Source organism: Pseudomonas fildesensis (genome assembly GCF_001050345.1).
Lineage (GTDB): Bacteria > Pseudomonadota > Gammaproteobacteria > Pseudomonadales > Pseudomonadaceae > Aquipseudomonas > Aquipseudomonas fildesensis.
Genome location: NZ_LFMW01000013.1, coordinates 257,145 through 280,996, shown reverse-complemented (window position 1 = coordinate 280,996; position 23,852 = coordinate 257,145). Strand labels below are relative to the sequence as shown.

Annotated in this window: 15 protein-coding genes and 2 pseudogenes; all 17 read right to left on the bottom strand. The window is 56.7% G+C overall.

Annotated elements, in window-relative coordinates; translation table 11 throughout:
* Positions 1–180 precede the first annotated feature (180 nt).
* A pseudogene (locus ACR52_RS31825) lies at positions 181–615 on the bottom strand (methyl-accepting chemotaxis protein); the annotation flags it as partial.
* Between the two features lie 102 nt (positions 616–717).
* A pseudogene (locus tag ACR52_RS31820) lies at positions 718–1,404 on the bottom strand (PAS domain-containing protein); the annotation flags it as partial.
* 318 nt (positions 1,405–1,722) lie between these two features.
* Entirely contained in the window at positions 1,723–3,363 is a 1,641-nt protein-coding gene (locus ACR52_RS20870; RefSeq protein ID WP_048728921.1) for a methyl-accepting chemotaxis protein, read from the bottom strand.
* 790 nt (positions 3,364–4,153) lie between these two features.
* Entirely contained in the window at positions 4,154–5,578 is a 1,425-nt protein-coding gene (locus tag ACR52_RS20865) for an aldehyde dehydrogenase family protein (RefSeq protein WP_048728917.1), read from the bottom strand.
* 10 nt (positions 5,579–5,588) lie between these two features.
* Positions 5,589–6,632 carry a homoserine dehydrogenase gene (locus ACR52_RS20860; RefSeq protein ID WP_048728913.1) on the bottom strand — a complete coding sequence of 348 codons (1,044 nt, stop codon included), beginning with the start codon at positions 6,630–6,632 and terminating at the stop codon, positions 5,589–5,591.
* 180 nt (positions 6,633–6,812) lie between these two features.
* A complete protein-coding gene (locus ACR52_RS20855; protein WP_048728910.1) occupies positions 6,813–7,250 on the bottom strand; it encodes an Lrp/AsnC family transcriptional regulator in 438 nt (145 codons plus the stop codon).
* Positions 7,247–8,635 (bottom strand): threonine synthase, encoded by a 1,389-nt coding sequence (locus ACR52_RS20850; protein ID WP_048728907.1) that lies wholly within the window; start codon positions 8,633–8,635, stop codon positions 7,247–7,249. Before ACR52_RS20850 ends, ACR52_RS20855 begins: the two co-directional genes overlap by 4 nt.
* Before the next feature lie 18 nt (positions 8,636–8,653).
* Positions 8,654–9,544, bottom strand: a complete 891-nt coding sequence (locus ACR52_RS20845; protein WP_048728905.1) for a LysR substrate-binding domain-containing protein — start codon at positions 9,542–9,544, stop codon at positions 8,654–8,656.
* Positions 9,545–9,593: 49 nt separating this feature from the next.
* A complete protein-coding gene (locus ACR52_RS20840; RefSeq protein ID WP_048728902.1) occupies positions 9,594–11,033 on the bottom strand; it encodes an amino acid permease in 1,440 nt (479 codons plus the stop codon).
* Between the two features lie 113 nt (positions 11,034–11,146).
* On the bottom strand, positions 11,147–12,412 hold the full coding sequence (locus tag ACR52_RS20835; RefSeq protein ID WP_048728900.1) for a cystathionine gamma-synthase family protein: 1,266 nt from the start codon (positions 12,410–12,412) through the stop codon (positions 11,147–11,149).
* A 353-nt stretch (positions 12,413–12,765) separates the two neighbouring features.
* Positions 12,766–13,620 carry a transporter gene (locus ACR52_RS20830; protein WP_048728897.1) on the bottom strand — a complete coding sequence of 285 codons (855 nt, stop codon included), beginning with the start codon at positions 13,618–13,620 and terminating at the stop codon, positions 12,766–12,768.
* A gap of 86 nt (positions 13,621–13,706) precedes the next feature.
* Positions 13,707–15,821: a PQQ-dependent dehydrogenase, methanol/ethanol family gene (locus tag ACR52_RS20825; protein WP_048728895.1), complete on the bottom strand. Its 2,115-nt coding sequence runs from the start codon at positions 15,819–15,821 to the stop codon at positions 13,707–13,709.
* Between the two features lie 130 nt (positions 15,822–15,951).
* Positions 15,952–16,893 carry a transcriptional regulator FeaR gene (feaR, locus tag ACR52_RS20820; protein ID WP_048728891.1) on the bottom strand — a complete coding sequence of 314 codons (942 nt, stop codon included), beginning with the start codon at positions 16,891–16,893 and terminating at the stop codon, positions 15,952–15,954.
* A gap of 457 nt (positions 16,894–17,350) precedes the next feature.
* Positions 17,351–18,052: an MlaA family lipoprotein gene (locus ACR52_RS20815; protein ID WP_048729026.1), complete on the bottom strand. Its 702-nt coding sequence runs from the start codon at positions 18,050–18,052 to the stop codon at positions 17,351–17,353.
* Between the two features lie 86 nt (positions 18,053–18,138).
* The gene (locus tag ACR52_RS20810) at positions 18,139–19,533 is read right to left on the bottom strand and encodes an efflux transporter outer membrane subunit (RefSeq protein ID WP_048728887.1); all 1,395 of its coding nucleotides are present in this window, start codon (positions 19,531–19,533) and stop codon (positions 18,139–18,141) included.
* A complete protein-coding gene (locus tag ACR52_RS20805; protein WP_048728886.1) occupies positions 19,530–22,664 on the bottom strand; it encodes an efflux RND transporter permease subunit in 3,135 nt (1,044 codons plus the stop codon). The genes ACR52_RS20810 and ACR52_RS20805 overlap by 4 nt, the downstream gene beginning before the upstream one ends.
* Before the next feature lie 2 nt (positions 22,665–22,666).
* Entirely contained in the window at positions 22,667–23,851 is a 1,185-nt protein-coding gene (locus ACR52_RS20800; protein WP_048728882.1) for an efflux RND transporter periplasmic adaptor subunit, read from the bottom strand.
* Position 23,852 lies beyond the last annotated feature (1 nt).

Below are 23,852 nucleotides of genomic sequence, written 5' to 3'. Positions count from 1 at the left end.
GAAACGGGAGAGGCGATCATGAGTTTGATCCTGTCTGCGCGGCTGAAGTGGCTATGCGTAGTGGACAATTCCTATGGGACGACGCTACTGGATAGCGTCGTCGAATCGTAGGCCATCAAAACGGGTAGTGCCTACCCCTGTAATTTGGCCCCATCATCCACAAAGGAAAGGTGGCGCTTCTTAAGCCACCTGAGTCGCAAACCTGCCCACCGCATCGACTACTCTCTTGGCGCCCTCCTGAATCTCAACAATTACTTGGCCTGCTTGCGTGGCAAGCTCAAGGCCTTGCTCAGCTTGGGACTTGCTGTTGGTCATCTCCGCGACGGTCTCATCTACCAGCTTCTGGTTCTGCAAGACGACCGAGGCAATTTCTTCAGTGGCCGTGCTGGTGCGTCCGGCTAATTGTCGAACCTCATCAGCCACCACCGCAAAACCTCGACCCTGCTCACCTGCACGAGCAGCTTCAATCGCAGCATTCAATGCCAGCAAATTAGTTTGCTGGGCGATACTACTGATTGTCTGAATGATGGAGCTGATCAACAATGACTGCTTACCGAGCGCTTCGACCCCACCCGAGGCAGCCTGCATATCAACAGCGATTTTACGCATGGTATGCATAGTGTCGTTGACTACGACTGCTCCGCGTTGAGCACTAACATCAGTCTGCTGGGAAATTTCAAATGCAGTCTGTGCTGCACCACTCACTTCTTGTTCACGGGCAACCTGGTCGGTGACAACCGTCGCAAACTTAACGACCTTGCAGAGTGTTCCTTCGGTGTCATAAACCGGGTTGTACGTCGCTTCCAGCCATACGGTTTGACCGCGACTGTCAATACGTTCAAATCGGCCAGCAACAAATTCACCCTTGTTCAAAGTTGACCAAAAATCCTTGTATTTTTGAGACGAAACTTCCTCTGGCTTGCAGAAAAGACGGTGGTGACTCCCTTTAGCTTGGCCCAGGTTGTAGCCCATCGCGTTTAAGAACTGGTCATTTGCCATGAGTACATGCCCGGAGAGATCGAATTCGATCACCGCCGTCGAACGAAGTAATGCGTCAATGAAAGAGGTGTTTTCCGATGCTTTTTCTACTCGTGAGGTAATGTTCGTCGCATAGCAGATGATATGACTCAAGCTGCCAGTCGCATCCGTTATCGGCTGCCAATGTGCGTGAAGCCACACCAATGAACCGTCAGCATGCAGATACCTGTATTCGTCAGAGATCGACTTACCTGCGGCTACTGCTGCTCGAAAGTTATGAAAACACGGAAGTTTGGATACGTACTGCGGAACGATATCGGCCATGGCACGACCTACGAGCCGATCCTGGGTGTGGCCCAAAGCCTTTGCAAAATTTTCGTTGCATGCGGTGATTTTAAAAGTCGAATCGATACTCAACGTTAGCATTTCACGGTTTAACCCATCACGCAGTTGGCGCAACTCCGACAGCTCGGCTTCCTGAGAGTGAAGCTGGCTCTTGATTTTGGTATTGAACATGGGAAACCGCCTCTAGGGTCATAACAAATATATCGGAATGACCTGCTGCATATAGAGGTCGTCCGACGGGCATAAAGCGATAGAACGTTTAGTCTTACTGCGAGGTGGATGAGCAACCGTCACATGAGCGGCACGACATTGTTCAGTGCAGACGTTCAATTTATAAGGCCTGGATGCCAGCGGAACTCTATTCTTCAAAGAAGCCCATTCGGCCCCGCCCTGAACATCCTAAGCCGCGCTGAAGAACGCCACTTTCGCGGTAAGGCTATCCGCCAACAGCGAGAGCTCCATGCTAGCCGTTGCCACTTGACGCGAGCCGGTGGCCGACTGCACCGTTGATCCGTGAATGCGGTTGATATTTTTAGCGACATCATCGGCCACGCTGCTCTGCTGCACGGATGCGCTCGCGATCTGGGCGTTCATGTGACTGATAGCGCCAACCTGCTCGCTGATCCTGGCCAATGCATTCTGAGCACTGCGAGTTTGTGTAACGGTTTGGCTTACCAGCTCGCAGCTATTGCGCATGGTTTCCGATGCGGTCTCAGCACCCAATTGCAGCGTACTGATCATCTCCCGAATTTCCTCGGTCGACTGCTGTGTACGGTTGGCCAGAGAACGTACTTCATCAGCTACCACCGCAAACCCGCGCCCATGCTCTCCTGCCCTCGCAGCCTCAATAGCGGCGTTTAGGGCCAACAAATTGGTTTGGGAGGCTATGGAGTTGATGACGTCGATCACTGACTCGATATTTTCACTGTGTTTGGATACCTGGTTCACGGTATCCGTAGTTTGTTCAAGAGTTAGTGCAAGCTGTTCGATGGCAAGAGTGGTGCTTGCAACTAATTGATTGCCGCTTTCCACTTCTATATCGGCCAACCGGGAAGCATTAGCCGCCTGCGCGGCATACCCGGATACTTCATTAACAGTCGCAGCCATTTGCGTGATGGCTGTGGCCACCTGCTCGGCTTCGCGGGTTTGCAGGCTAATCTGCTCATTGTTAGCCGATGATGTGGCAGACAATTGGGTAGACGAGTGATTGACCTCTTGGGCCGCTCTCCGCACCTGCTGGATAGTCTCTCTCAGGTGGCTAAGCGCGTCTTTCAATACACCCATCACGCTGCCAGGATAATCTGTGGAAATAGTCTGATTAAGATCACCTGCAGCCAGCCGCTGGATGGCTAATGCAACCTCGGTGGGCTCGGCGCCCAACGTGGATTTAACAAAACGAATAATCACAGCCGACAACATGATGCTCAGCAGCAGGGCAATAACGGTTGCGATCAGCATCAGTGTACTGAATTGGCTGGCTGTTGCCTGAACCGCGCCAAGCTTCGCCTTGATTGACGCCTCCTCGTAGTCGATCAGCGCATTCACCCGCTTCAACCACTCGCTGTAATCCATAGACGTTTGACGCATCAGTAGTGCCTGGGCTCCTGGAATGTCACCAGACCGGCGCAGTGCCAGTAACACCTGGGTAGATTTTAGGGTTTGTTGTTCGATTTCCTTAATAGCGCTGAGTAATCGAACCTCTTCCGCAGTCACGCTTGCGCCCTTGAACAGCTGATCCAGAGGAGCCGCAGAGTCGGAGTAGGCCTTTTCCAAGGTTGTAACCTCGAACAAGTATTTTTCCAGATCCAGATCGTTCGTCACCAGCACCGCATCCCGGATAGCAATTGCGCGGTTATGCACGCTTCCACGGAAATTGATCGCGTAGCGCTGCACCTTAGCTGCGTTTTCGCTAACGTCGCCTAGGGTGGAATCAATAAACGCAACGCGCTGAATGCCGATGGCAGTGATCACTAAAAGAAGCGCTAGGACTGCTGCGAAGCTAAGGCCTATACGTGTGGCCAACGAAAGCGTTTTCTTCATGGCTAGCTCGAAAATGTGCCCTGTACAGGACTGGAAGGATGCGGATGTCGCGAGTGGCGCTATTAGCCAATTACGCTTGCTGCGTTGACGATACGTCGATACCGAATTGCCCATCCAGTGAGTAATACGCACCACACCGATAGCTCATCGCTATCATTAAGGGCCGAATTTGTCGGCTGATATGCAATGGCCGCAGCAAGCTGTCCATGGGATTTAAGGATGGTTATGGCAGTCGGATCTATTGAGAGCGGTTGCCGAAAGCTAACGTTCCAGAGATCGCCAAATGGGCACCAAAAAACCCGTTTCATCGCGTAGTTGAGCCCCCATTTTTGGTTCGTGTCCTTGATCATATCCTGTAAAAAAACTTATACAAGATGTTTGTTTGTGTACAAGAAAAAGCGGTGACCACTGACGGTCTATTTTGATGACGAGTGCCCACCTTGCGCTCGAGAAAGGCTGCAGGAGGAATCGGGGGTGAGACAGAAGGCCTGGGATAAATGCTTTGTTCAGAGTGGGAGTGTAGCCAATTCGATACGCGCAGAGCGACGATGTCATTGCGTAAGGTGAACTGACCTTTAGTAGCAAAATCGTTTAGGCGGTAGTGGTTTGCTGACAGCAGAAAACACTGACGTTACCTCCCAAACGGGCTAAAAATTACCTGTACACTCATATTTCCTTGTATAGGCTTTATTTCTCGATAACGAAATCACTGGATTCTGTTTGATGATCACGACTCGGCGGTTACTCATCGTTCTGGGGGAGCCGAGACGCAGGCCCCCCCATCATCGACTCATGCCTGGCGTATTTCGTTAATGCACACCACTTTGGGTTGCGTCATGTCCTCATAGGCAAACCGCACCCCTTCCCGCCCCAGGCTTCCGTACTTGGATCCACCGAAAGGCATGGCATCGAAACGATAATCGGACGAGTCGTTAATCATCACGCCACCGGCTTCAATTTGCCGCGCCAACTTCAGGGCCTTGGACAGGTCACGTGTGAACAGTCCCGCATGCAAGCTGTACTCTGCAGCGTTGGCCAGAGCAACGGCATCGTCCAGATGATCAAAAGACTCCAGGATGACCACCGGTGCGAAGACTTCCTGCTGCCAAATCTGACTGTTATGGCTTACAAGCTCCAGCACGGTCGGCGAATAGCTTCCCGCTTGGCGATGGTGCCCGCACAAGAGAAGAGCACCCTCGGCCAGTGCTTCATTCACCCATTGTTCCGTGCGACGAGCCGCCTGCTCCGTAATCATCGGGCCAACATCGGTTGCTCGTTGATTCGGATCGCCAAGTACCAATGCACGCGTTTGACTGACAAAACGCTCGCGGAAGTCTTCGTAGATTGAACAATGTACGAGGATACGCTGCGTGCCGATGCAGTTCTGCCCCGCCGCCCAGAACGCACCAGAAACACAAGACGCTACGGTTGGTTCAAGATCACAGTCTTCGAGCACCAGAACCGGCGCATTCCCCCCTAGATCCATGGCCAGCTTCTTTAAGCCTGCACTTCGAGCAATTGACTCTCCAGTGGTAAAACCACCGGTGAAGGAAACCATCCGTACTTCGCGCAGCTCCACCAATGCTTTACCCAGATCGACGCCCCCGGTGGCAGTAGTTACCACAGACGGAGGCAGACCCGCGTCCACCAGGCACTCAACCAGCTTCAGAGCAGACAACGGTGCGAGCTCTGAGGGTTTCAGGATCACAGCATTGCCACCGGCGATGGCCGGGCCCAGTTTATGGGCGACTAAGTTCAGCGGATCATTGTAGGGGGTGATCGCGACAATTAGCCCCAACGGTTCGCGGGTGAACCAGCCCTGGCGCGATTCGGAACCTTCATATGCCTCAAATGGAATCACTTCCCCAGCGTTACGACGAGCCTCTTCCGCCGATAGCTTCAGCGTGTTCACACAACGCTTCACCTCCTTCTCGGCTTGTCGCAGCGTCTTTCCCGCCTCTGCAACAATGAGTATGGCAAACGCCGCAGACTCCAGTTCCACTCGCCGGGCCGCCTCTTCCAGGATACGTGCACGCAGGTGCCGAGGCATTGCCGCACTCTCGCGCACGCCAATCCGCGCGCGCTCCAGCAAGCCAGGAACCGCGCTTGCATCGAGGCAAGGGACGCTCCCCACCAGGCGCCCGTCGAACGGACTGAACACGTCAATTTGCTTGGCGCCCACACGCTGGACGCTGGCCATGCTGGATACGCTCATGTCGACTCTCCTATTGCTTGCCGTGGGTGGTATGGATGGCAATGATGTCGGACAGCAACGCAAAGGCCGTCTCGATACGACCGGCCCCAGGACCGGAAACCGTGACGTTGCCAAGCAGTGCGGTATTGAACGACACCGCATTGGTGGCACCGGAAATTCCTGCAAGAGGATGCGAATTCGGCAGCAGTCGCGCTTCCACACTCGCTCGAACCGAGCCATCAACTTCGCGACTTGCAGAGCCGATCAACTTCCAACTTGCGTCGTTGGCACTTGCTTGAGCGATGTCTTCTGGACTGATGCTACTGATCCCTGAACAAGCCACATCGCTGACATTCAATCGAGCATTGAGCAGCTCGTTGGCGAGGATCACCACCTTGAGGCGGACGTCAAACCCCTCCACATCGGCAGTTGGGTCGGCCTCGGCATAGCCGAGCTGTTGAGCCTGAGCGACTGCGTCGTTAAACGACAGGCCGTCCTTCATGCGGGTCAATACGTAGTTGGACGTCCCGTTGAGGATGCCTTCAAAGCCTTGAATCCCTACACCTGGCAGAGCCTGTCTTGCCAGACGAATCACAGGTGTACCGCTCATAACCGAACCTTCGTACTCGAAGGCAACACCATGACGACGGGCCAAATCCTTTAGCTCAGCGCCGTGCAGTGCAACTGGTCCTTTATTGGTGGTCACAACATGGATGCCACTTTCCAGCGCCCAGCGGCAGAACGTAGTAGCGGGCTCTCCATCGACTGGGTTGGTGAAGGTGGCTTCAGCAATCATGTCTGCACCGGAATGCCTGATGACGGTTTCGTTGAACGCCTCAGCGGTGCCGCCGGGCAGTTGAGCAAACACACCCTTCTCGACGGGCATCGCGACCAACTGCTTGGCGTCCAGGCCATCTTTAGCGACGATGGAGCCGAGAAAAAGGTCAGTCACACCGACGATTTTGATACTGAAGCCCAAAGAGGCTTTCCACTCGGCATTGCGCTCTGCGATCAGTTGAGCGAGACCACGATTGACACCGCCAAAACCTACCAGGGCAATTTTGTATTCCGTCATGAAGCCGTCCTCCTAGTCATTGTTCGATAGGAACATCGTAGGTGCCAGGCCCTGGCAGTTGAATATGGCAGAGTGCTGTATTAGTTGGCCATTTTGCCCAGGCGAGAAGACTCGCGACTCAAAAGCGCCCAAACGAATGGGCGCGCCTTACGCCGGGTCAGTAGCGCGCCCTTGGTCGGCTCAAAACACCGCGGAGAGGACGAACGAGGTCACGGTATTTTCCACCCCTGGCATGGCAGCGATTTCTTTCCATACGAGGTGGACACGTTCAGGGGAGGCGGCATTGACACGAAGCATCAAGTCAAACTCACCGCTCAACACTTCACATTGAACCACCTCTGGTAGGGAGCGCAGCACGGCAAGTACCTCATCTCCACGCATGCGGTCGTAGCGGTAGACAAAAATGACGGCACTAATGAGTGAGGACAGACGCCGGGAATCGCCCAGGCGTACCGTGTAGCCCTGAATCGCACCGTCTCGCTCCAGGCGCTCAATGCGTTGGCGTACGGCGTTGCGAGACAAGTTGATCTTGGCACCTAACTCAATGTGCGCGATCCGGGCATTCGCCGTGAGTTCAGCCAGTATGCGTTCGTCCAATGGATCCAGAATGCGCTTCATGCCCCCCCCTGCCACGCCAATAACAGCGCTCGGCGCAGGGCCTCCAGATCACCTTTGGCCAAGTACGGCGGCATTGCATGCACCTCTGGAACAACCGGTACTTCGCCCTGCCATACCCCCAACGTCGCCAACAACGCCGCCGATTTGGCCGGAGCTATTTGCCCAAACGTCACCATCGGAGCGCCCAGGCTGCGTCGATGCATTCGCCCAGCCAGAGCGCCTACGGCGGTATGAGGGTCGACGGCAGAGCCCGTCTCACGGAACAACCTGATGACTTCGTCGCGAACCTGCGACTCGTCCACAGCATAGGAATCGAACAGTACACGGGCACTGAGCCACTGCGGGTTGCCAATACTTAACTCACCACAGTCCTCGAAGTGTTCCATCAGCGTCTTCGTTGCGCCCCCATCGCGCCCATACAGCTCCCAGATGAACCGCTCCAGATTGGAAAACAGCGAGAAATCCATCGATGGAGACAACGTTCGGTTGCTCACTTGAGTCGAGTAGCGGTTACGGTGAATAAACTGGTGAAGCGCATCGTTACGGTTGGTGGAAATGATCACCTGATTGATCGGCAAGCCCATTTTTTGAGCGATGAAGCCGGCGTAGATCTCAGCAAAACTCGCTGCTGGAACGCTGAAACCGACAGGGCGTATCCCGCCGCCCAACTGTAAAGCTGCATGGAAGTACAAAACGATTTGTGCGAGAACGCCGACCCAGTTTGTCGAGTTGAAGCAGATCGGTATGACACCCTCTAATGGCCAGTCACGAAAGAGCCGGGAGACAAGGGTCTGACAATCGTCGAAGCTGCCGTCCACAGGAAAAAGCTGAACCTGTTCAGGGTTGGCTGTTTGTAAGGCCGCGAGTGTCTCGGCCGGCAGCCCATTACGCGGATAAAGCATCGACATTCGGGCTCCCGGGCAATCAGCAAACGCCTCCAGAGCCGCCAGCCCGGTATCGCCGTTGGTGGCACCGACGATCAGCGCCTGTGCACCGACCTCGCCGAGAAAGTGCGCGACCAGGCGCGATTGCAGTTGTGCGGCGAAATCCTTGGAGGACTGAGTCGGGCCATGAAAAAGCTGGAGAACCCACTCGTTATGACCGATCTGCTGAAGGGGGCAAATGGCCCGGTGATTAAAGTGACGATAACTATCGCTTAGCAGTTCTCGCAGAACGTTTTCATCGATAGAGGTGCCCACGTACGGTGATACGACTCGCCAAAGCAATTCATCGAAGGGCAGCCACGACCAACTGGCAATCTGCTCCGGAGTGAACACCGGTAAACTTTCGGGGACATAGAGGCCACCGTCGTCGGCGAGCCCCGACAACACCACGCTGCGAAAGTCCGCCCGCACGCCACTGCCACGTGTACTGACGTAGTGCATGATGACTCCAAATCCGAGTTACAAAGGGCGATGGGTTTGAGCCATCAGCCACGTGGAAAATATTGCGGCATCCGGTGAAAGTGCTTCACCTTCCTCGCGCACTAGATAAAAGGATTCGCTGGCTTCAATTCGGTGATTGAACGGAGCAACCAGGTGCCCGTTCTTGAGCAAATCCTCCACAACGGAAGAGCGTGCCAAGGCGACCCCCAGACCCAGCTCGGCCATACGGATGGTCGAAACCAGCGTATCGAACTGCAGGCCACGGGAGAAATCGACATCATCCGCGCCAACCCGCTTGAGCCAGTAGCCCCACCCTTCCTCGTACCCCAGCACATGAAGCAAAGAATGGTTGATCAGGTCGCGAGGCTCGCGTATCGGCGAACTGGCCATGAGCGCTGGTGCGCAAACCGGCTGGAGCATGTCCCAGGTTAATCGTTGAGAGTGCAATCCAGGCCACTCGCCGCACCCCCAGCGAATCTCCAGATCATCCTCTCCGTCCGGCTCCTTCACCCAAAGGTTACTGATATAGCGGATGTCAATCAGAGGGTACTCTCGACAAAAATCCGCGAGCCGTGGCGCCAACCAATATTGAAGGAAGGACAAACTGCCGCGAACCTTCACATGCCTTCGATTGCGCTGGCCAAAGATCTCGTTCGTACCCACCGCGAGACGGCTAATCGCATCTTGCACCACCGGCAAGTAAGACTGCCCTTCTTCGGTCAAGCCAAGCCCTCGAGGAAGACGCTTGAAAAGTGCAACTCCGAGGTGGCTTTCCAACTGACGAATCTGTTGACTGACTGCGCCTTGAGTCAGGTACAACTCCTGCGCGGCATGGGTGAAGTTCAAGCACCGTGCTGACACTTCGAACGCCCTCAGCCAGTTCAACGGTGGCAGGGATTTTTGACTCATCAGCGCGGCCTCATTGGGACTTATATCCGCTCAATCATCGCGTGATGGTTCAAACGGCGCCAGCAGAACGATGCCCGGTACCTGCTGAAGCCAGCCTTTGCGCCCGCTTCTTACGGGTGACCCAATAGACAAAGTAGCACCACCCGATAAACGGAAGACCGAAGTACAGCGCGACTCTCTGCTCGGGATCGAACGCGATGCCCACACAGGCCAGTAAGCAACACAAAATTGCGGCAATCGGAACATACGGATAGCCACGCACACGAAACTGCAGATCTTCAACTCGCCCGCCATGGGCAACGTAATGACGTCGGAAAGCGATTTGGCTAGCAGCAATGCTCATCCACACAACGACCACTGCCAGTCCGGAAATCGACACCAGGGCCAGGTAAACCGTATCGGGAGCAAGTACGCTGCTGAGCAGAGACGCCACTGCGCCGGCCATGCTCAACATGATCGCGTTGACCGGCGTACCCCGTGTTGACAGGCTGGCGAAACGCTTGGGCATGTGCCCTTGGTCGCTCAGCGTCCATAGCATGCGGGAAGCGGCATAAAGTCCCGAATTGGCTGCGGAAATCAAAGCCGTAAGAATCACGAAATTCATGATATCTGCCGAGTAGGGTATGCCGATCAGCTCGAATACCATCACAAACGGACTTTCTACGATCCCGGCCTGCTCCCGTGGCAATAGCGTGGCAAGAACGAAAATGGTGCCTACAAAAAACAGCGCCAAACGCACAACAGTGGTACGAATGGCCTTGGGGACGCTTGTCTGGGGGTCATGGGCTTCACCGGCTGCAATCCCGATAAGCTCTGTTCCAGAAAACGCGAAGGAGACGGCAAGAAGGGTCATTGCGATGGGCAGGTACCCGGTTGGAAAAAGCCCTTCGCGGGTGAAGTTGGACAGTCCGGCGCCTTGAATATGCTGCATCTCAAAGAGGCCCAAGATAGCGCCCGCCCCAATGACAATAAACGTAATGACGGTGAGCACCTTGACCAGCGAAAGCCAGAATTCAGTCTCTGCAAACAAGCGGACAGACACGACGTTACTTGTAAACACCGCAACGGCGAACAGCGCACTCCAAATCCACACGGGCGTATGAGGAAACCACCGCACCATGAGGATTCCCGCGGCTGTAAACTCAGAACCAATAGCGACCGCCCAAGTGAGCCAATATAGCCAGGCTACCGTATAACCCGTACCGGGCCCCAGGTACCGGGTTGCATAACTACTGAAGGAGCCCGTTTCCGGCATCTGAACAGCCAACTCGCCCAGGCAAACCATCACCAAATACACCATCACCGCACCAATGATGTAGGCAATCACCGCACCCAAAGGCCCTGCCTGATTAACCGTATAGCCGGAAGTAAGAAACAACCCTGTACCGATGACGCCACCCAGCGCCAACATAACAATATGTCGAGTCTGCATTTCTTTTTTAAAGTGCACGCCTGGCTCAGGCTGTTTAGCGTTAGTTTCTGTGGACATAGTGATGCTCTCATGAAATGTTCGGGCAAAAATTTGCTACCGACTATTAAGCAGTACAATTAAATTGCCGCTATTTTTTTGTTTTCACTCTTCATGAACAGACTGTCAGATGGTTAGTCGACAGCCTTTAACGCGGTCAAGCACTCGGTATGTGTGGTTGTATTCCCTTGTCTGTTGCTGACTAACGCAAAGGCTTGTTGAAGATCCGCCAACAGATCGACGGTCTCTTCAATGCCTACGGAGACCCTGACCAACCCTTCGGAAATCCCAAGGGCCTGGCGCTCCTCCAGGGTGTTCTCCACATGGCTCGTCGTCCGTGCCGGCCCATAGATAGTTTCCACTGCGCCCAAGTTACCTGCGCGGTGGGCGTAATTGAGCAGCGGCAACAATCGAGTCACTGTTTCCATCCCGCCTACCAATACAAAGCTTATGATTGCGCCAAAACCCTGCATCTGCGAACGAGCAATTACATGCCCTGGGTGTTGGGGCAGTCCCGGATAATTCACCGACTCAACCAATGGCTCACTGCACAGGTATTCAGCGATTACTTGTGCGCTCGCTTGCTGTTGGCGAAGACGCAGCGCGAGGGTCTTGATACCTCGAATGATTAAGTAAGCAGAGAACGGGTCGAGTGAGGCACCGTTGATTTCTCGGTAATGGCGAACTTGGGACATAAGGTGCTCGGCACCGCAGACCACACCGCCCAGTACATCACCGTGCCCGGACAGGAACTTGGTAGCGCTGTGTACGACCACATCGACACCCAGCGCGAGGGGGTTCTGATTCAACGGTGTTGCGAATGTATTGTCTGCTACGACCAAGGCACCTACCCGCCTCGCCGCGGCCACCAGGCGTCGAATATCAAGAATCTTCAGGGTCGGGTTCGTCGGGGTTTCCAAGTAAACAACGTCGCAGCCTTTAGCGATTTGATACTCGATAGCTTCAGTGTCATGAGTATCGCAAAGCGTTACATCGACCCCCATGCGCGGAAGAAACTCTTCAAAGATCTTGTTCGTGCCCCCGTAGCTATCGCGGGTAGATACCACACGCTGCCCGCAGGACAGAAAGGTATGTAATACACCGCTAATCGCCGCCATCCCGGTACTGAACGCCACCGCCGATTCTGCACGCTCCAGTTCGCACAGTTTGTCTTCCAGGACAGAGACCGTGGGATTGCTCATTCGGCTGTAAATAAATCCGGGCTCCTTGCCCAATGCCACGTCGTACCACTGATCAATATCATGGTAACCATAGGCGGCACTGAGCACGATGGGCGTCTGTGTTGCATTGTAGGGATGCTGAACCTGCTCTCCCGCCCAAACCACTCGAGTCCCCACGCCGGCCACCAAGTTCTGCTCGGCTTTTGTTTTTTTACTCATAAGTCTGTCTCGCATCGAAGAAACACAACGGTGTTCCGATTGGGCTTGCGAGGACTATAAGGAAGACGTTGGGTGATGAAAAATCATGTTAAAGGGGGCTAAGGGCAGGTTTTTTTAATGGATGTAGCGGGAGCAATGCCGGTGCTACAGGTGGCGCCCTCCTCAAGACGCGGCGGTGCCTTTTGGTGCCGTCAAATCATCGGGCATCGGGCGTGAGTTCGGGTCAGCGTTTATCGACGCTTACACCGAACTCAAATCGCTGATGATTCGCTACTCACAAGCCGACGGCATGGACGACGCCCATGCCGGCCTACCGCTTAGTTGCAAATGCTCAACGCGGGTTCGCCTTCGAGTCAGTAGAAGTACGCAAGACGAAACTGCAGCGAATTATCAATCTTCACGCCCTCACGCACGGACGTGTCATGCATGAGCTGCCCCAGGACCTGCACTTGCTTACCCAACATTGTCGCTACAGTGAAGCCAATCGTGCCATTGCTGCGGCTCGTGGCAAGGGTTTCATGGTCAAGCGTCTCGCGCGCGCCCCAGTTGTGACGATATGAGATCGCTGCGTAGGTGTCAGGGGTGAAGTTGTAGCGCAGATGATTGTGCAACTGAAGTAACGGATCTTTCTTGGCATCGGTGGAACGCTGCTCGTCGTAGAATTCGGTTTCGGCGATCACGTCCCAGGTAATTTTGTCGGTGAGCCCTTTGATATAACCGACCTGGAAATCCAGGGCCCAGCGATTGTCGCTCAAGGCAAAGCCCTGGTTCTTCTCGCTGCCGGTGGGCGCGGTAACGAATACCGACCAGCCCAGATGTTCATTCTTGGCAAGATCAGCAATGGTCCACACCGTTCCTCCGAAAGTGATATCACCCAGCCCCGAATTTTTGCTGTCGGTGGCACCGGTCTTCTGATAGCCGAAGGGGATGACAATCTGCGGGTCCCACGTAAGCCCTGTGTTGAAGAACTCAGTGAAGTGGATCAGCCGCAAGACCCCGACAGTCAGATCAAGGCCCAGGTTATCAGCCACTTTTTTGCCGCCGGAGTAGACCTTATCCCCTCTCGGGTTCTGCTGGTACAACACCACCACATCGGTACCTTGCGGTAGCGCAGTGTAGTCGCCAGGGTCGGGTTTAACATCGGCCTGGGCCAAGGGCGCCAGGCTGGCGAAAAGTGCGCTGAGCGTCAGAGTGCTAAGTGTTTTCATGACGTTTCTCTTTATTTTTATTGGAGGCAGAGCTTCGCCATGACGACTCCTTGGGGAGTCGCCAGGCAAGGTGAAACAGCATGGGATCAGTGAGAGGCAGTGTGCCCGGCAGCCTTGAGATCGGCCTGCAAATCCTGGGTACGCTTGACCAGGTATTGACGGATCAACTCCATATCTTCGCGCTGAAGAATGTCGGAGAAGTTCGGCATGCCCCTGTTGATCAGCGCTCCGCTGACAAAGGCGGGGAACGCCGCGTGTTTGTTGTCATCCAGATAGCGCAGGTCCGGCACCACGCCGCCACTGATAGCATTCAGGCCATGGCAGCCGGCACACAGGCCATTGAACAGACCGCGAGCCTGAGCCAGTTGCTCGGGGGTTGCCGTGAGTGTCTGATGCGTGGTCGGCAAAACCGGCGCAGCCTTTGGCGGCGGCAGCTCCCCGTGGGCACCGAGCTTGAAGGCAATCACCCGTGACTCCGCACGCACCTTGCCTTTGTTGGTCAATGGCCCGGTCAGCAAGGGGATGATTCCGCCCCAACCCACCGAGAACGCCACGTATTGCTCGCCATTGACTGTATAGGTGACAGGCCCTGCCATCACCCCGGAATTGGCCCGATGCTCCCACAGTTTCTTGCCGGTGTCGGCGCGATAGGCGACTACGCGGCCATCGGCAGTGCCCTGGAACACCAGGTTGCCCGCCGTGGCGAGCGTACCGCCGTTGCCGGCGCTGATATACGGCTGCTTCCAGGCCGCCTTCTGTTTAACCGGGTCCCAGGCAATCAACTCACCGCTCCAGGCTTCACGGATTTTATTGAGGGTTTCAGGATCTTCAGGCAGGTCCGGCACATCCAGCCCGAAGTTCACCACTGACTTGTTCGGCAAGAACATCGGTGCCTTGGCAGCCTTCAGTTCAGCCAAGGTGTACTGGGCCGGGATGTAGACGTAGCCGGTCTTCGGGCTAAACGACATGGGGTGCCAGTTGTGCCCGCCGAGAAAGCTTGGCTGCACAACCTTCGGCTCTTTGGAATAGTCGGCCGCGCCGGTAAGGATCGGGCGTCCGGTTTTCATGTCGATACCGCTGGCCCAGTTCACCGGGACGAAATTCTTCGCCGACAGCAACTTGCCGCTGGTGCGATCAAGGACGTAGAAGAAGCCGTTTTTCGGCGCTTGCATGATCACTTTACGCACGTTACCGTCAATCTTGATGTCGGCCAGAATCATGTGTTGGGTCGCGGTAAAATCCCACTGGTCTTGCGGCGTGATTTGGTAGTGCCACACGTATTCGCCTGTGTCTGGCCTGAGCGCCAGAATCGAAGACACATACAGGTTGTCACCCTTGCCATTGGTGCGGAACTGATAGTTCCAGGGTGAACCGTTGCCAGTGCCCACATAGAGAAGATCAAGCTCCGGGTCGTAGGCCATAGAGTCCCACACCGTCCCGCCGCCACCCCATTTGACCCAGCCGTCGCCGTCCCAGGTTTTCATCGCCTTGGCCATTGCCGGGTTTTCCGGTGGCAGCTTTGGGTCTCCCGGCACAGTATAGAAACGCCATACCTGTTTGCCGGTCTCGGCATCGTAAGCAGTGACGTAACCGCGAACCCCGAACTCGGCGCCGCCATTGCCGATGAGCACCTTGCCTTTGACGATGCGGGGAGCCCCCGTGATCGAGTAGCTCTTCGTGCGATCTATGATGGTGTCGACGCTCCACACGGGCTGACCATTAGCCGCATCAAGGGCTATCAAGCGGCCGTCAAAGCTGCCCACATAGACCTTACCCTGCCATACCGCAACGCCACGGTTGACCGGACCACAGCAACCCTGACTAAGGTTCTCGGCCGGCACCTTCGGGTCGTATTTCCAAAGCAACTCGCCCGTGGCGGCATTGATGGCATAGACAATGCTAAAAGCACCGGTGGTGTACATCACCCCATCGACCACGAGCGGCGTAGCCTCGGTGCCGCTGTCGATATCAAGCTTGGTCGTCCACGCCATACCCAGCTGCCCAACGTTGCTGGCATTAACGCTGACTAGTGGACTGTATCGCTGCTCGTCGTAGGTGCGGCCGTGGCTCATCCAGTTGCCCGGCTCTTGGTCGGCCGCGATGATTCGCTGGCCATCGACCTGAGCCGGGCCTGCCAACGCAACTGAGCAGAACGTGGCCATCAGTAAAGGGGTGCCTATCAGCAGGCTCCGTGGTTTCATTATTATTTTTCTCCAGCAATAATCGGCTCGGTATCACCCCCAGCCCAGGCAACCTTATTAGAGTGCCTGCCACGCAACATGACTTGACTGAGTCTGCCAAACCGCTTGGCATTTTCTGCCATGCTGGCACTTACGAGGGGTATTGGCGGAAATCCCGAGGGGCATGTTGGAAATGGCGTTTGAAGGCTCGGCTGAAATGCGCGGCGTCAACAAAACCCCATTTAAAGGCGATCTGAGTGATTGACTCATGACGCAGGTCTTGGGCCCGTAGATCCTGAGCCACCCGCTCCAAGCGGCGTTGCTGAATATAGCGAGAGATGCTTTCGTGACGCTGCTCGAAAAGCCGGTATAGCTGTCGGACCGAGACGTTCAAGCGGCGGGCCAGATATTCAGGACCTAACTCGGCCTCTTGCAGGGAAGTCTCAACCAAGCGGGTGGCCAAGCCATAAACATCATCATGGCCCACGCAGGAAAATCCAAGCTGTCCATCGGTACCTTGGTCCAGGCCGGCAGCGGCCAATCCGATCAATGCTTGCTCCAGTGCTGGGCCATCGCTTCTGCCGCCATAGTTGTTGCTCAACTTCACATCACCCAACGAACGCACCAATGCGCGAATCATGTGAGTGGAGACGCTATTGCGAGAGAGCTTGCCGAACAGTTGTTTCTGGCTGAGCTGCAAGCTGACTTCTTGGCGTGACAGGTGAATCGAGATGTTTTGCACTAACCCCTGCGGCTCGATCTCAAATGCCCGCGCAGAGTCAACCAAGGCGATGTCTTCAGGCCCCAACTCGATCACCTGGTTTTGTTGGCGAATGCGCTGATGGCCACTGCTCTGAAGAATTAGAAAACAGTAACGATCGTCGTCCCCGTCACCGCAGGTGTGACGACGGCTGATCAACCCCGCATTGGTACGGATATGTGCCAACTCCAAGCCACAGACATCCTGGCCGTGGACGCTGCCGATAAACAGATTGTGCTGATCTGAAAGCGCCGTGCTGAAGTTACCGCACACCGCACGCAAGTCGCGGCTCCAATTGGTGAACTCAGCGCAAGAGTTAAACACGGCAGGCATACCCCCTCCCACAGATTATTTTAGTTATACCGTTAACATATTATCTATTTTTCCCGGACGCAAGTACGGAGGCGCTGGCGACACAAAATTATGCACCTACCGGTATCTGTGAAACGTAAATAGAGGGCGATGCGGCCTCTGGTAGCGAAGATCCACGGCAAGGCCCGCATGCTGTTTAGCCAAGTAACAACGTGCACAACCAGAGTAGTTGCAATGGTCGTCCCACCAAACACTAGTCGCTGACTTCGGGACACCCACCGATGGACATGCGCTGCCGCGACCCTTCCGGTAGTAGCGGAACACCACGGCTCACTAGGCATGGCTTCCGCTAGGGAACATACCGTCAGGAAATCCACTGCGGCGTAACCCCAGGGCGCCGTCCATCAGCGCCGAGGCTTCGATGGACGGTCCTTGCGATCAATTCAGACCACTCGAGCGCGTTGTCGTCACGCACGCATCAAAAGTCATCCTTTACGTTTCCTCCCTTGATCTTGAACTCTCGGCTTTGCAGATAAACACTTCGAATAAAGTTGTACTTATCGCCCGTAATGAGCTTTTCGGATTTTAGGTATTGAGCACGTCCGTCGATCATGCTCATGCCGTACAGGCTATTACGCGTAGGAACGTCGCCGATGTAGCGAACCGGGTTGGCGTAGGTATCGGGAAAGATGGCTGGCGCATCGCGCAGTGTGCTTGGCCCCAGCAACGGCAGTACAAGGTAAGGCCCGCTATTGACCCCCCAATAACCGAGGGTTTGACCGAAATCTTCGTCACTGCGCTGCAACCCCATCGGCGTCGCGACGTCGATCAACCCCACCAGGCCAATCGTGCTGTTGAGCAAAAAGCGACTCGTATCGACGCCGGCACTATGAAACTTTGCTTGAAGTAAATTGTTAGCCAGATTTTTGGCCTCCCCCAGGTTGTTGAAAAAATTATGAATGCCGTCTTGAGCAATATGGGGGGTGACAAATTGATAGCCTTGGGCGAGAGGTTTCAGTGCATACGTGTCCAACGTGTCATTGAATGAAAAGATAGGTCGGTTAATACCTTCCCATGGATCCTTGTCGGAATCCGCGCGGGAAAGGGGTGAAATCATTATGAAACAGGCGCAGGCAAGCACCTGAGTGCAGCGGCTTAAATTGGAACGATATGCACACATGTTTATTCCCCGTTGAGTGAAGTCAGTCGATTTGATACGCGCAAGCCGTTCCATCGCTGCGGTTATGTGTGCACGTGGTGGAGCCATTAATTCCAACCGCCCCCCAGCACTTTGTACAACGTGATGCGGTTGCCCTGCTCGGTCAGACGCAGGGTGATCAGGTCCTGCTGTGCGCTGTAGAGGGAGCGTTGCGCATCCAAGGCTTCGAGGTAGCTTTGCGAACCGCCTCGATACAAGGCATCCGAGAGTTCGAAGCTTTTGCGGCTGGCATCGGTCAGGGCCTGTTGCGCGGCGATACGGCGATCCAGGGTGCTGCGCACGGCGAGTGCGTCGGCCACTTCGCGGAATGCGGTCTGCAGGGTTTGCTGATAGGTCTGCACCTGGATGTCGCGCTCGACCTTGGCCGAATCCAGGGTCGCGCGGTTACTCCCTCCGTCGAAAATCGGCACGCTGATGCTCGGGGCAAAGGTCCAGGCACCGCTGCCGGACTTGAACAGCCCGGCAAGCGCAGAGCTGGACGAGCCGGCGTTGGCGGTCAGGCTGATGCTCGGGTAGAACGCCGCACGGGCCGCACCAATATCGATATTGGCAGACTTGAGTGTGTGTTCGGCCGACAGCACATCCGGGCGTTGTTGCAACAGGCTGGAAGGCAGGCCCGCCGGAATCTCCACCAGCACCGCAGCCGACTCCAGGTGCGTGCCTGGCAAAAGTGCCTCGGGCAGGTCGCTACCCACCAGCAGGCGCAACGCATTGCGGTCCTGCAGAATCTGGCTCTCGTAGGACGCCACATCGCCCCGCGCCGACTCGACCGTGGTCTGGGCTTGCGCCACGGCCAGGGCGGCGGAACCGCCCAGAGCAAAGCTGCGCTGGGTCAAGTCGTAAGTGGCCAGTTGGCTGGTCAGGGTTTCCTGGGCCAGCAGCAACCGTTCGTTGTCGGCGGCCAAGGTCAACCAGGCAGTGGCGACTTCGGCCACCAGGCTGATTTGCGTGCTGCGCTGGGTTTCCGTCAGCGCCAGGTAGTCTTCCAGCGCCTCGTCCCGAAGGTTGCGTACACGGCCAAACACGTCCAGTTCATAACTGCTCAGCCCCAATTGCGCGCTGTAATCGTGAGTAGTGGCCGCCGTGCCGGTGTTGGACAGCGACCCCGGCGTACGGCTATGGGTGCCGCTGACGCCCGCGTCAATGCTGGGGAACAGGTCCGCACGCTTGATGCGGTACTGCGCCTGGGCCTTTTCAACGTTCAGGCTGGCAAGGCGCAAGTCGCGGTTATTGGTCAGCGCCAAGGCCTGCAACTGCGCCAGGCGGCTGTCGGTAAAGAACTGCTGCCATTTGATATCAGCGCTCACCTGCCCTTTGGGGCGGCTGGTCGCCGGCAGCCATTGCTCGGACACCGGCGCATCAGGACGCTCATACTGTGGTGCCAGATTGACGCAGCCACCCAGGGCCATGGCGGCCAGCAAGGGCCAGTGTGACTTGATCATGCATCACCTGTCGGGGCAGATTGGTTAGCGTTGCGTACTCGGCCAAAACGGCGGCGGATCAGCACAAAAAACAGCGGTACAAAGAAGATCCCCAGCACCGTGGCGCTGAACATCCCGCCCAGTACCCCGGTACCGATGGCCTGACGCCCGGCGGAGCCTGCGCCGGTACTCAAGGCCAGCGGCAACACGCCGAACATGAACGCCAGGGAGGTCATCAGGATCGGCCGCAGGCGCTGGCGCACCGCGATCAGCGTCGCGTCGATCACGCTGTTGCCTTGCTCTTGCAGGTGCTTGGCGAACTCAACGATCAGGATCGCGTTTTTCGCGGCCAGGCCCACCGTAGTCAACAGCCCGACCTGGAAATACACGTCGTTGCTCAACCCGGCGACACGGGTCGCCAGCACCGCACCGATCACTCCAAGGGGCACCACCAGAATCACCGAAAACGGCACCGACCAACTCTCGTAGAGTGCGGCCAGGCACAGGAACACAAACAATACGGAGATTGCGTAAAGCAGCGGCGCCTGGGACCCGGACAGTCGCAGCTGATAGGACTGCCCGGTCCACTCGTAGCCGATGCCTTGGGGCAATTGCCGGACAATGGCTTCAACCGCATTCATCGCATCCCCGGAGCTCACGCCTGGCGCGGGATCGCCAACGATTTCCAGGGAGGCGTTACCGTTGTAGCGTTCCAGCAACGGCGAGCCGTAACTCCAGGAGCTGCTGGCAAAGGACGAGAACGGCACCATTTCATTGTTACTGTTGCGCACAAACCAATGATCAAGATCCGCAGCCTGCATGCGCGAGGATGCCTGGCCCTGCACATAGACTTTTTTCACCCGGCCCTGGTTGAGAAAGTCGTTTACGTAAGTACCGCCCAAGGCCGTCGACAAGGTGGTGTTGATATCGCTGGTACTCAGGCTCAGGGCCCCGGCCTTGCGGTCGTCAATGCTGACCTTGAGCTGCGGTGCATCGTCCAGGCCGTTGCTGCGAACCCCCAGCAAGCGTGGATCTTTTCTGGCCAGTTCAAGAAACTGTTCGCGAGCCGCCACTAACGCATCGTGGCCCAGGCCACCGAGGTCCTTGAGTTGCAGGTCGAACCCCGAGCTCTGGCCCAGACCACGTACAGTCGGGGGCTGCATGACGAAAGCGTCGGCATCGCCGATGCTGGACAGCGCCATGGTCGCGCGCTGGGCAATGGAGGCCGCATCCTGGCCGGTGCCACCGCGCTCGGCCCAGTCCTTGAGGCGGATAAACGCCCGCGCAGTGTTCTGGCTGTTACCGCCCATGCCCAGCCCACTGATGCTGATCATCGCGTCGACTTCGGGCTGTTTCAGGATGTAGTCCTCGAACTGCTTGATCACCGATTGGGTCCGGCTGTCCGTCGCGCCTACCGGTAACTGGATCTGTGCCAGGAGGATCCCTTGGTCTTCGTCCGGCAGGAACGAAGTGGCCAGGCTCATGTAGCCCACCGCCATGACCACCAGCACCAGCCCGTAGAGCAGCAGGCTGCGCGCCCAACGCCGCAACACCACGCCCACCCAGCGCTCGTAACCGGCACTTGCACGTTCAAAGGTGCGGTTGAACCAACCGAAGAACCCGCGCTGAGCACCATGCCCCTGGCCGTCGCGCGTTTTGAGCAACGAAGCGCAGAGCGCGGGCGTCAGGGTCATCGCCACCAACACCGACAGGACCATAGCCGAGACAATGGTCACCGAAAACTGCCGATAGATAATCCCGGTAGAACCCCCGAAAAACGCCATGGGAATAAACACCGCGCTCAGCACCAGCGTGATGCCGACCAATGCGCTGCTGATTTCACGCATCGATTGACGCGTGGCTGCCACGGGCGATAGCCCCTCGCCCATCAACCGCTCGACGTTTTCCACCACCACAATGGCGTCGTCCACCAGCAAGCCGATCGCCAAGACCATGGCAAACATCGTCAAGGTATTGATCGAATAGCCAAACATCGCCAACACACCGAACGTGCCCAGCAGCACCACCGGCACGGTAATCGCCGGGATCAGCGTCGCGCGCAGGTTTTGCAGGAACAAGAACATGATCAACACCACCAGCACGATGGCCTCGCCCAAGGCCTTGACCACTTCCTCGATGGATAGGCTGACAAACGGTGTGGTGTCGTAGGCAATCACGTTTTTAAGCTGCATTTCTGTCGGGTAGAACGGTTCCATCTCTTTGAGCTTGGCCTTGACCGCCTTGCCGACGTTCAGCGCATTGGCGCCTGCTGCCAACTGCACACCCATGGCCGCGGCGGGCTTGCCGTTGAGGGCGGTGCTGATGTCGTAGCTTTCGCTGCCCAACTCCAGGGTCGCGACATCGCCCAGCAGTACCACCGCACCATCACTGTTGGACTTGACCACCACATTGCGAAATTCTTCGACAGTCTGCAGTTTGCTGCGGGCGCTGATCGTGGCGTTCAACTGCTGCCCCTTGATCGCCGGCAAGGCACCGAGCTGCCCGGCGGAGACTTCGGTGTTCTGCGCCTCCAGGGCGCTGCTGACGTCCGAAGGCATCAACGCGTACTTTTCCAAAAGGCCGGGGTCCAGCCAGATACGCATGGCGTAGCCCGACCCCAAGGTCTGCACATCGCCAACGCCGTCTATTCGGCTGATGGAGTCCAGCAAGGTGGTGGAAATGTAGTCACCGATCTGGGTGCCGCTGACACTGGGATCGTCCGATGCCAGGGCGACAATCATCAAGAAGTCCGAGCCACCCTTGGTCACGGTCAGCCCTTCGCTTTGTACCGATTGCGGCAGTCTCGACTCGGCTTGTTGCAGCTTGTTCTGTACTTGCATCTGGGCGACATCCGGATCGGTCCCGGCGGTAAAGGTCAAACTGATGCTGGCGCTGCCTGCCGAACTGCTGGTGGCCGACATGTAGGTCAGGTTATCCAGACCTTTCATCTGCTGCTCGATGACCTGGGTCACCGAGTCCTCTACGGTCTTGGCTGAGGCCCCGGTGTAGGTGGCGGAAATCTTGACCGTGGGCGGCGCGATGTCCGGGTATTGCTCCAACGGCAACTGGCTGATGGACAGGCTGCCACCGAGCATGATCACGATGGCGATGACCCAGGCGAAGATCGGTCGATCAATAAAAAAGTGCGCCACGGTTAACCCTCCTTAACAGGGGTGGACGCCGTGGCGGCCTGGTGACTGGCGTCTTGCACGTTTACCGCGGCGCCGGCACGGACTTTTTGTCCGCCTTCGACGATCAACTGGTCACCCGCCTTCAGGCCCGCCGTGACCCACCACTGGTTACCCACCGCGCGATCGATGGTCAGCTCACGTTGTTCAACCTTGCCGTCGACCACCAGCAACGCCGTGGTCACGCCGCTGGCGCTGCGGTTTACCGCTTTTTGCGGAATCAGAATGGCCTGGTCATTGCGCGCCTGTTCCAGCACCGCACGTACATACATCCCCGGCAGCAGCAGGTGGTCAGGGTTGGCGAATTCAGCGCGCAGGGTGACGGTGCCCGTACCCTCGTTGACACTGACGCCGCTGACCTTGAGCCGCCCCTGCTGGTTGTAGGTGCTGCCGTCGTCCAGCTTCAGGCTGATCCGTGCCTGGCCCTCGCCGTTGGACTGCAAGGCGCCGCTGGCCAGGTCACGCTTGAGCCGCAGCAGTTCGGTGGTCGACTGGGTGACGTCCACATAGATCGGATCGAGCTGCTGCACCGTGGTCAACGCGCTGTCCTGATTGGCAACCACCAGGGCGCCAGGGGTTACGGTGGACGTTTCAATACGCCCGCTGACCGGCGAGGTAATACGCGTGTAAGCCAGGTTGATCCGGGCGGTTTGGACTTCGGCCTCGGCGACTTGCACGTCGGCGGCGGCCGTCAGCAAGGTCGCCTGCGCGTCCTCGTTATCTTGCTGGCTGATGGCATTGATCTTCACAAGTTCGGCGTCGCGTTTGGCCGTGGCCTGCGCCGATTTAAGCGTGGCGCGGTACTTGGCGAGGCTCGCCTGGGACTGTGCCAGGGCCGCGGTATAGGAAGCCGCATCCAATTGGTACAGCGCTTGCCCAACCTTGACATCTGCACCCTCGACAAACAGCCGCCGTTGGACGATGCCGCCGACTTGCGGACGAATTTGCGCCACCATGAAGGCCTGGGTGCGCCCCGCAAGCTCGGTGGTCAGCACTTGGCTTTGGGGTTTTACGCTGATCACCGAGACGTTGGGGGTGACCGCTTCAGGTGCTGGCTCGCCGCCGGAGCAGCCGCCCAGCATGACCAGAATGATCAAGGACAGGAAAACCGCGGCGGTTACCAGAAATTTGGCGATTGTTTTCGTCGACATA

What these genes read in the sequence shown, in the direction of transcription:
- ACR52_RS20870 (WP_048728921.1), bottom strand. Translation starts at nt 3,363, where the DNA reads ATGAAGAAAACGCTTTCGTTGGCCACACGTATAGGCCTTAGCTTCGCA.
- ACR52_RS20865 (WP_048728917.1), bottom strand. Translation starts at nt 5,578, where the DNA reads ATGAGCGTATCCAGCATGGCCAGCGTCCAGCGTGTGGGCGCCAAGCAA.
- ACR52_RS20860 (WP_048728913.1), bottom strand. Translation starts at nt 6,632, where the DNA reads ATGACGGAATACAAAATTGCCCTGGTAGGTTTTGGCGGTGTCAATCGT.
- ACR52_RS20855 (WP_048728910.1), bottom strand. Translation starts at nt 7,250, where the DNA reads ATGAAGCGCATTCTGGATCCATTGGACGAACGCATACTGGCTGAACTC.
- ACR52_RS20850 (WP_048728907.1), bottom strand. Translation starts at nt 8,635, where the DNA reads ATGCACTACGTCAGTACACGTGGCAGTGGCGTGCGGGCGGACTTTCGC.
- ACR52_RS20845 (WP_048728905.1), bottom strand. Translation starts at nt 9,544, where the DNA reads ATGAGTCAAAAATCCCTGCCACCGTTGAACTGGCTGAGGGCGTTCGAA.
- ACR52_RS20840 (WP_048728902.1), bottom strand. Translation starts at nt 11,033, where the DNA reads ATGTCCACAGAAACTAACGCTAAACAGCCTGAGCCAGGCGTGCACTTT.
- ACR52_RS20835 (WP_048728900.1), bottom strand. Translation starts at nt 12,412, where the DNA reads ATGAGTAAAAAAACAAAAGCCGAGCAGAACTTGGTGGCCGGCGTGGGG.
- ACR52_RS20830 (WP_048728897.1), bottom strand. Translation starts at nt 13,620, where the DNA reads ATGAAAACACTTAGCACTCTGACGCTCAGCGCACTTTTCGCCAGCCTG.
- ACR52_RS20825 (WP_048728895.1), bottom strand. Translation starts at nt 15,821, where the DNA reads ATGAAACCACGGAGCCTGCTGATAGGCACCCCTTTACTGATGGCCACG.
- feaR (WP_048728891.1), bottom strand. Translation starts at nt 16,893, where the DNA reads ATGCCTGCCGTGTTTAACTCTTGCGCTGAGTTCACCAATTGGAGCCGC.
- ACR52_RS20815 (WP_048729026.1), bottom strand. Translation starts at nt 18,052, where the DNA reads ATGTGTGCATATCGTTCCAATTTAAGCCGCTGCACTCAGGTGCTTGCC.
- ACR52_RS20810 (WP_048728887.1), bottom strand. Translation starts at nt 19,533, where the DNA reads ATGATCAAGTCACACTGGCCCTTGCTGGCCGCCATGGCCCTGGGTGGC.
- ACR52_RS20800 (WP_048728882.1), bottom strand. Translation starts at nt 23,851, where the DNA reads ATGTCGACGAAAACAATCGCCAAATTTCTGGTAACCGCCGCGGTTTTC.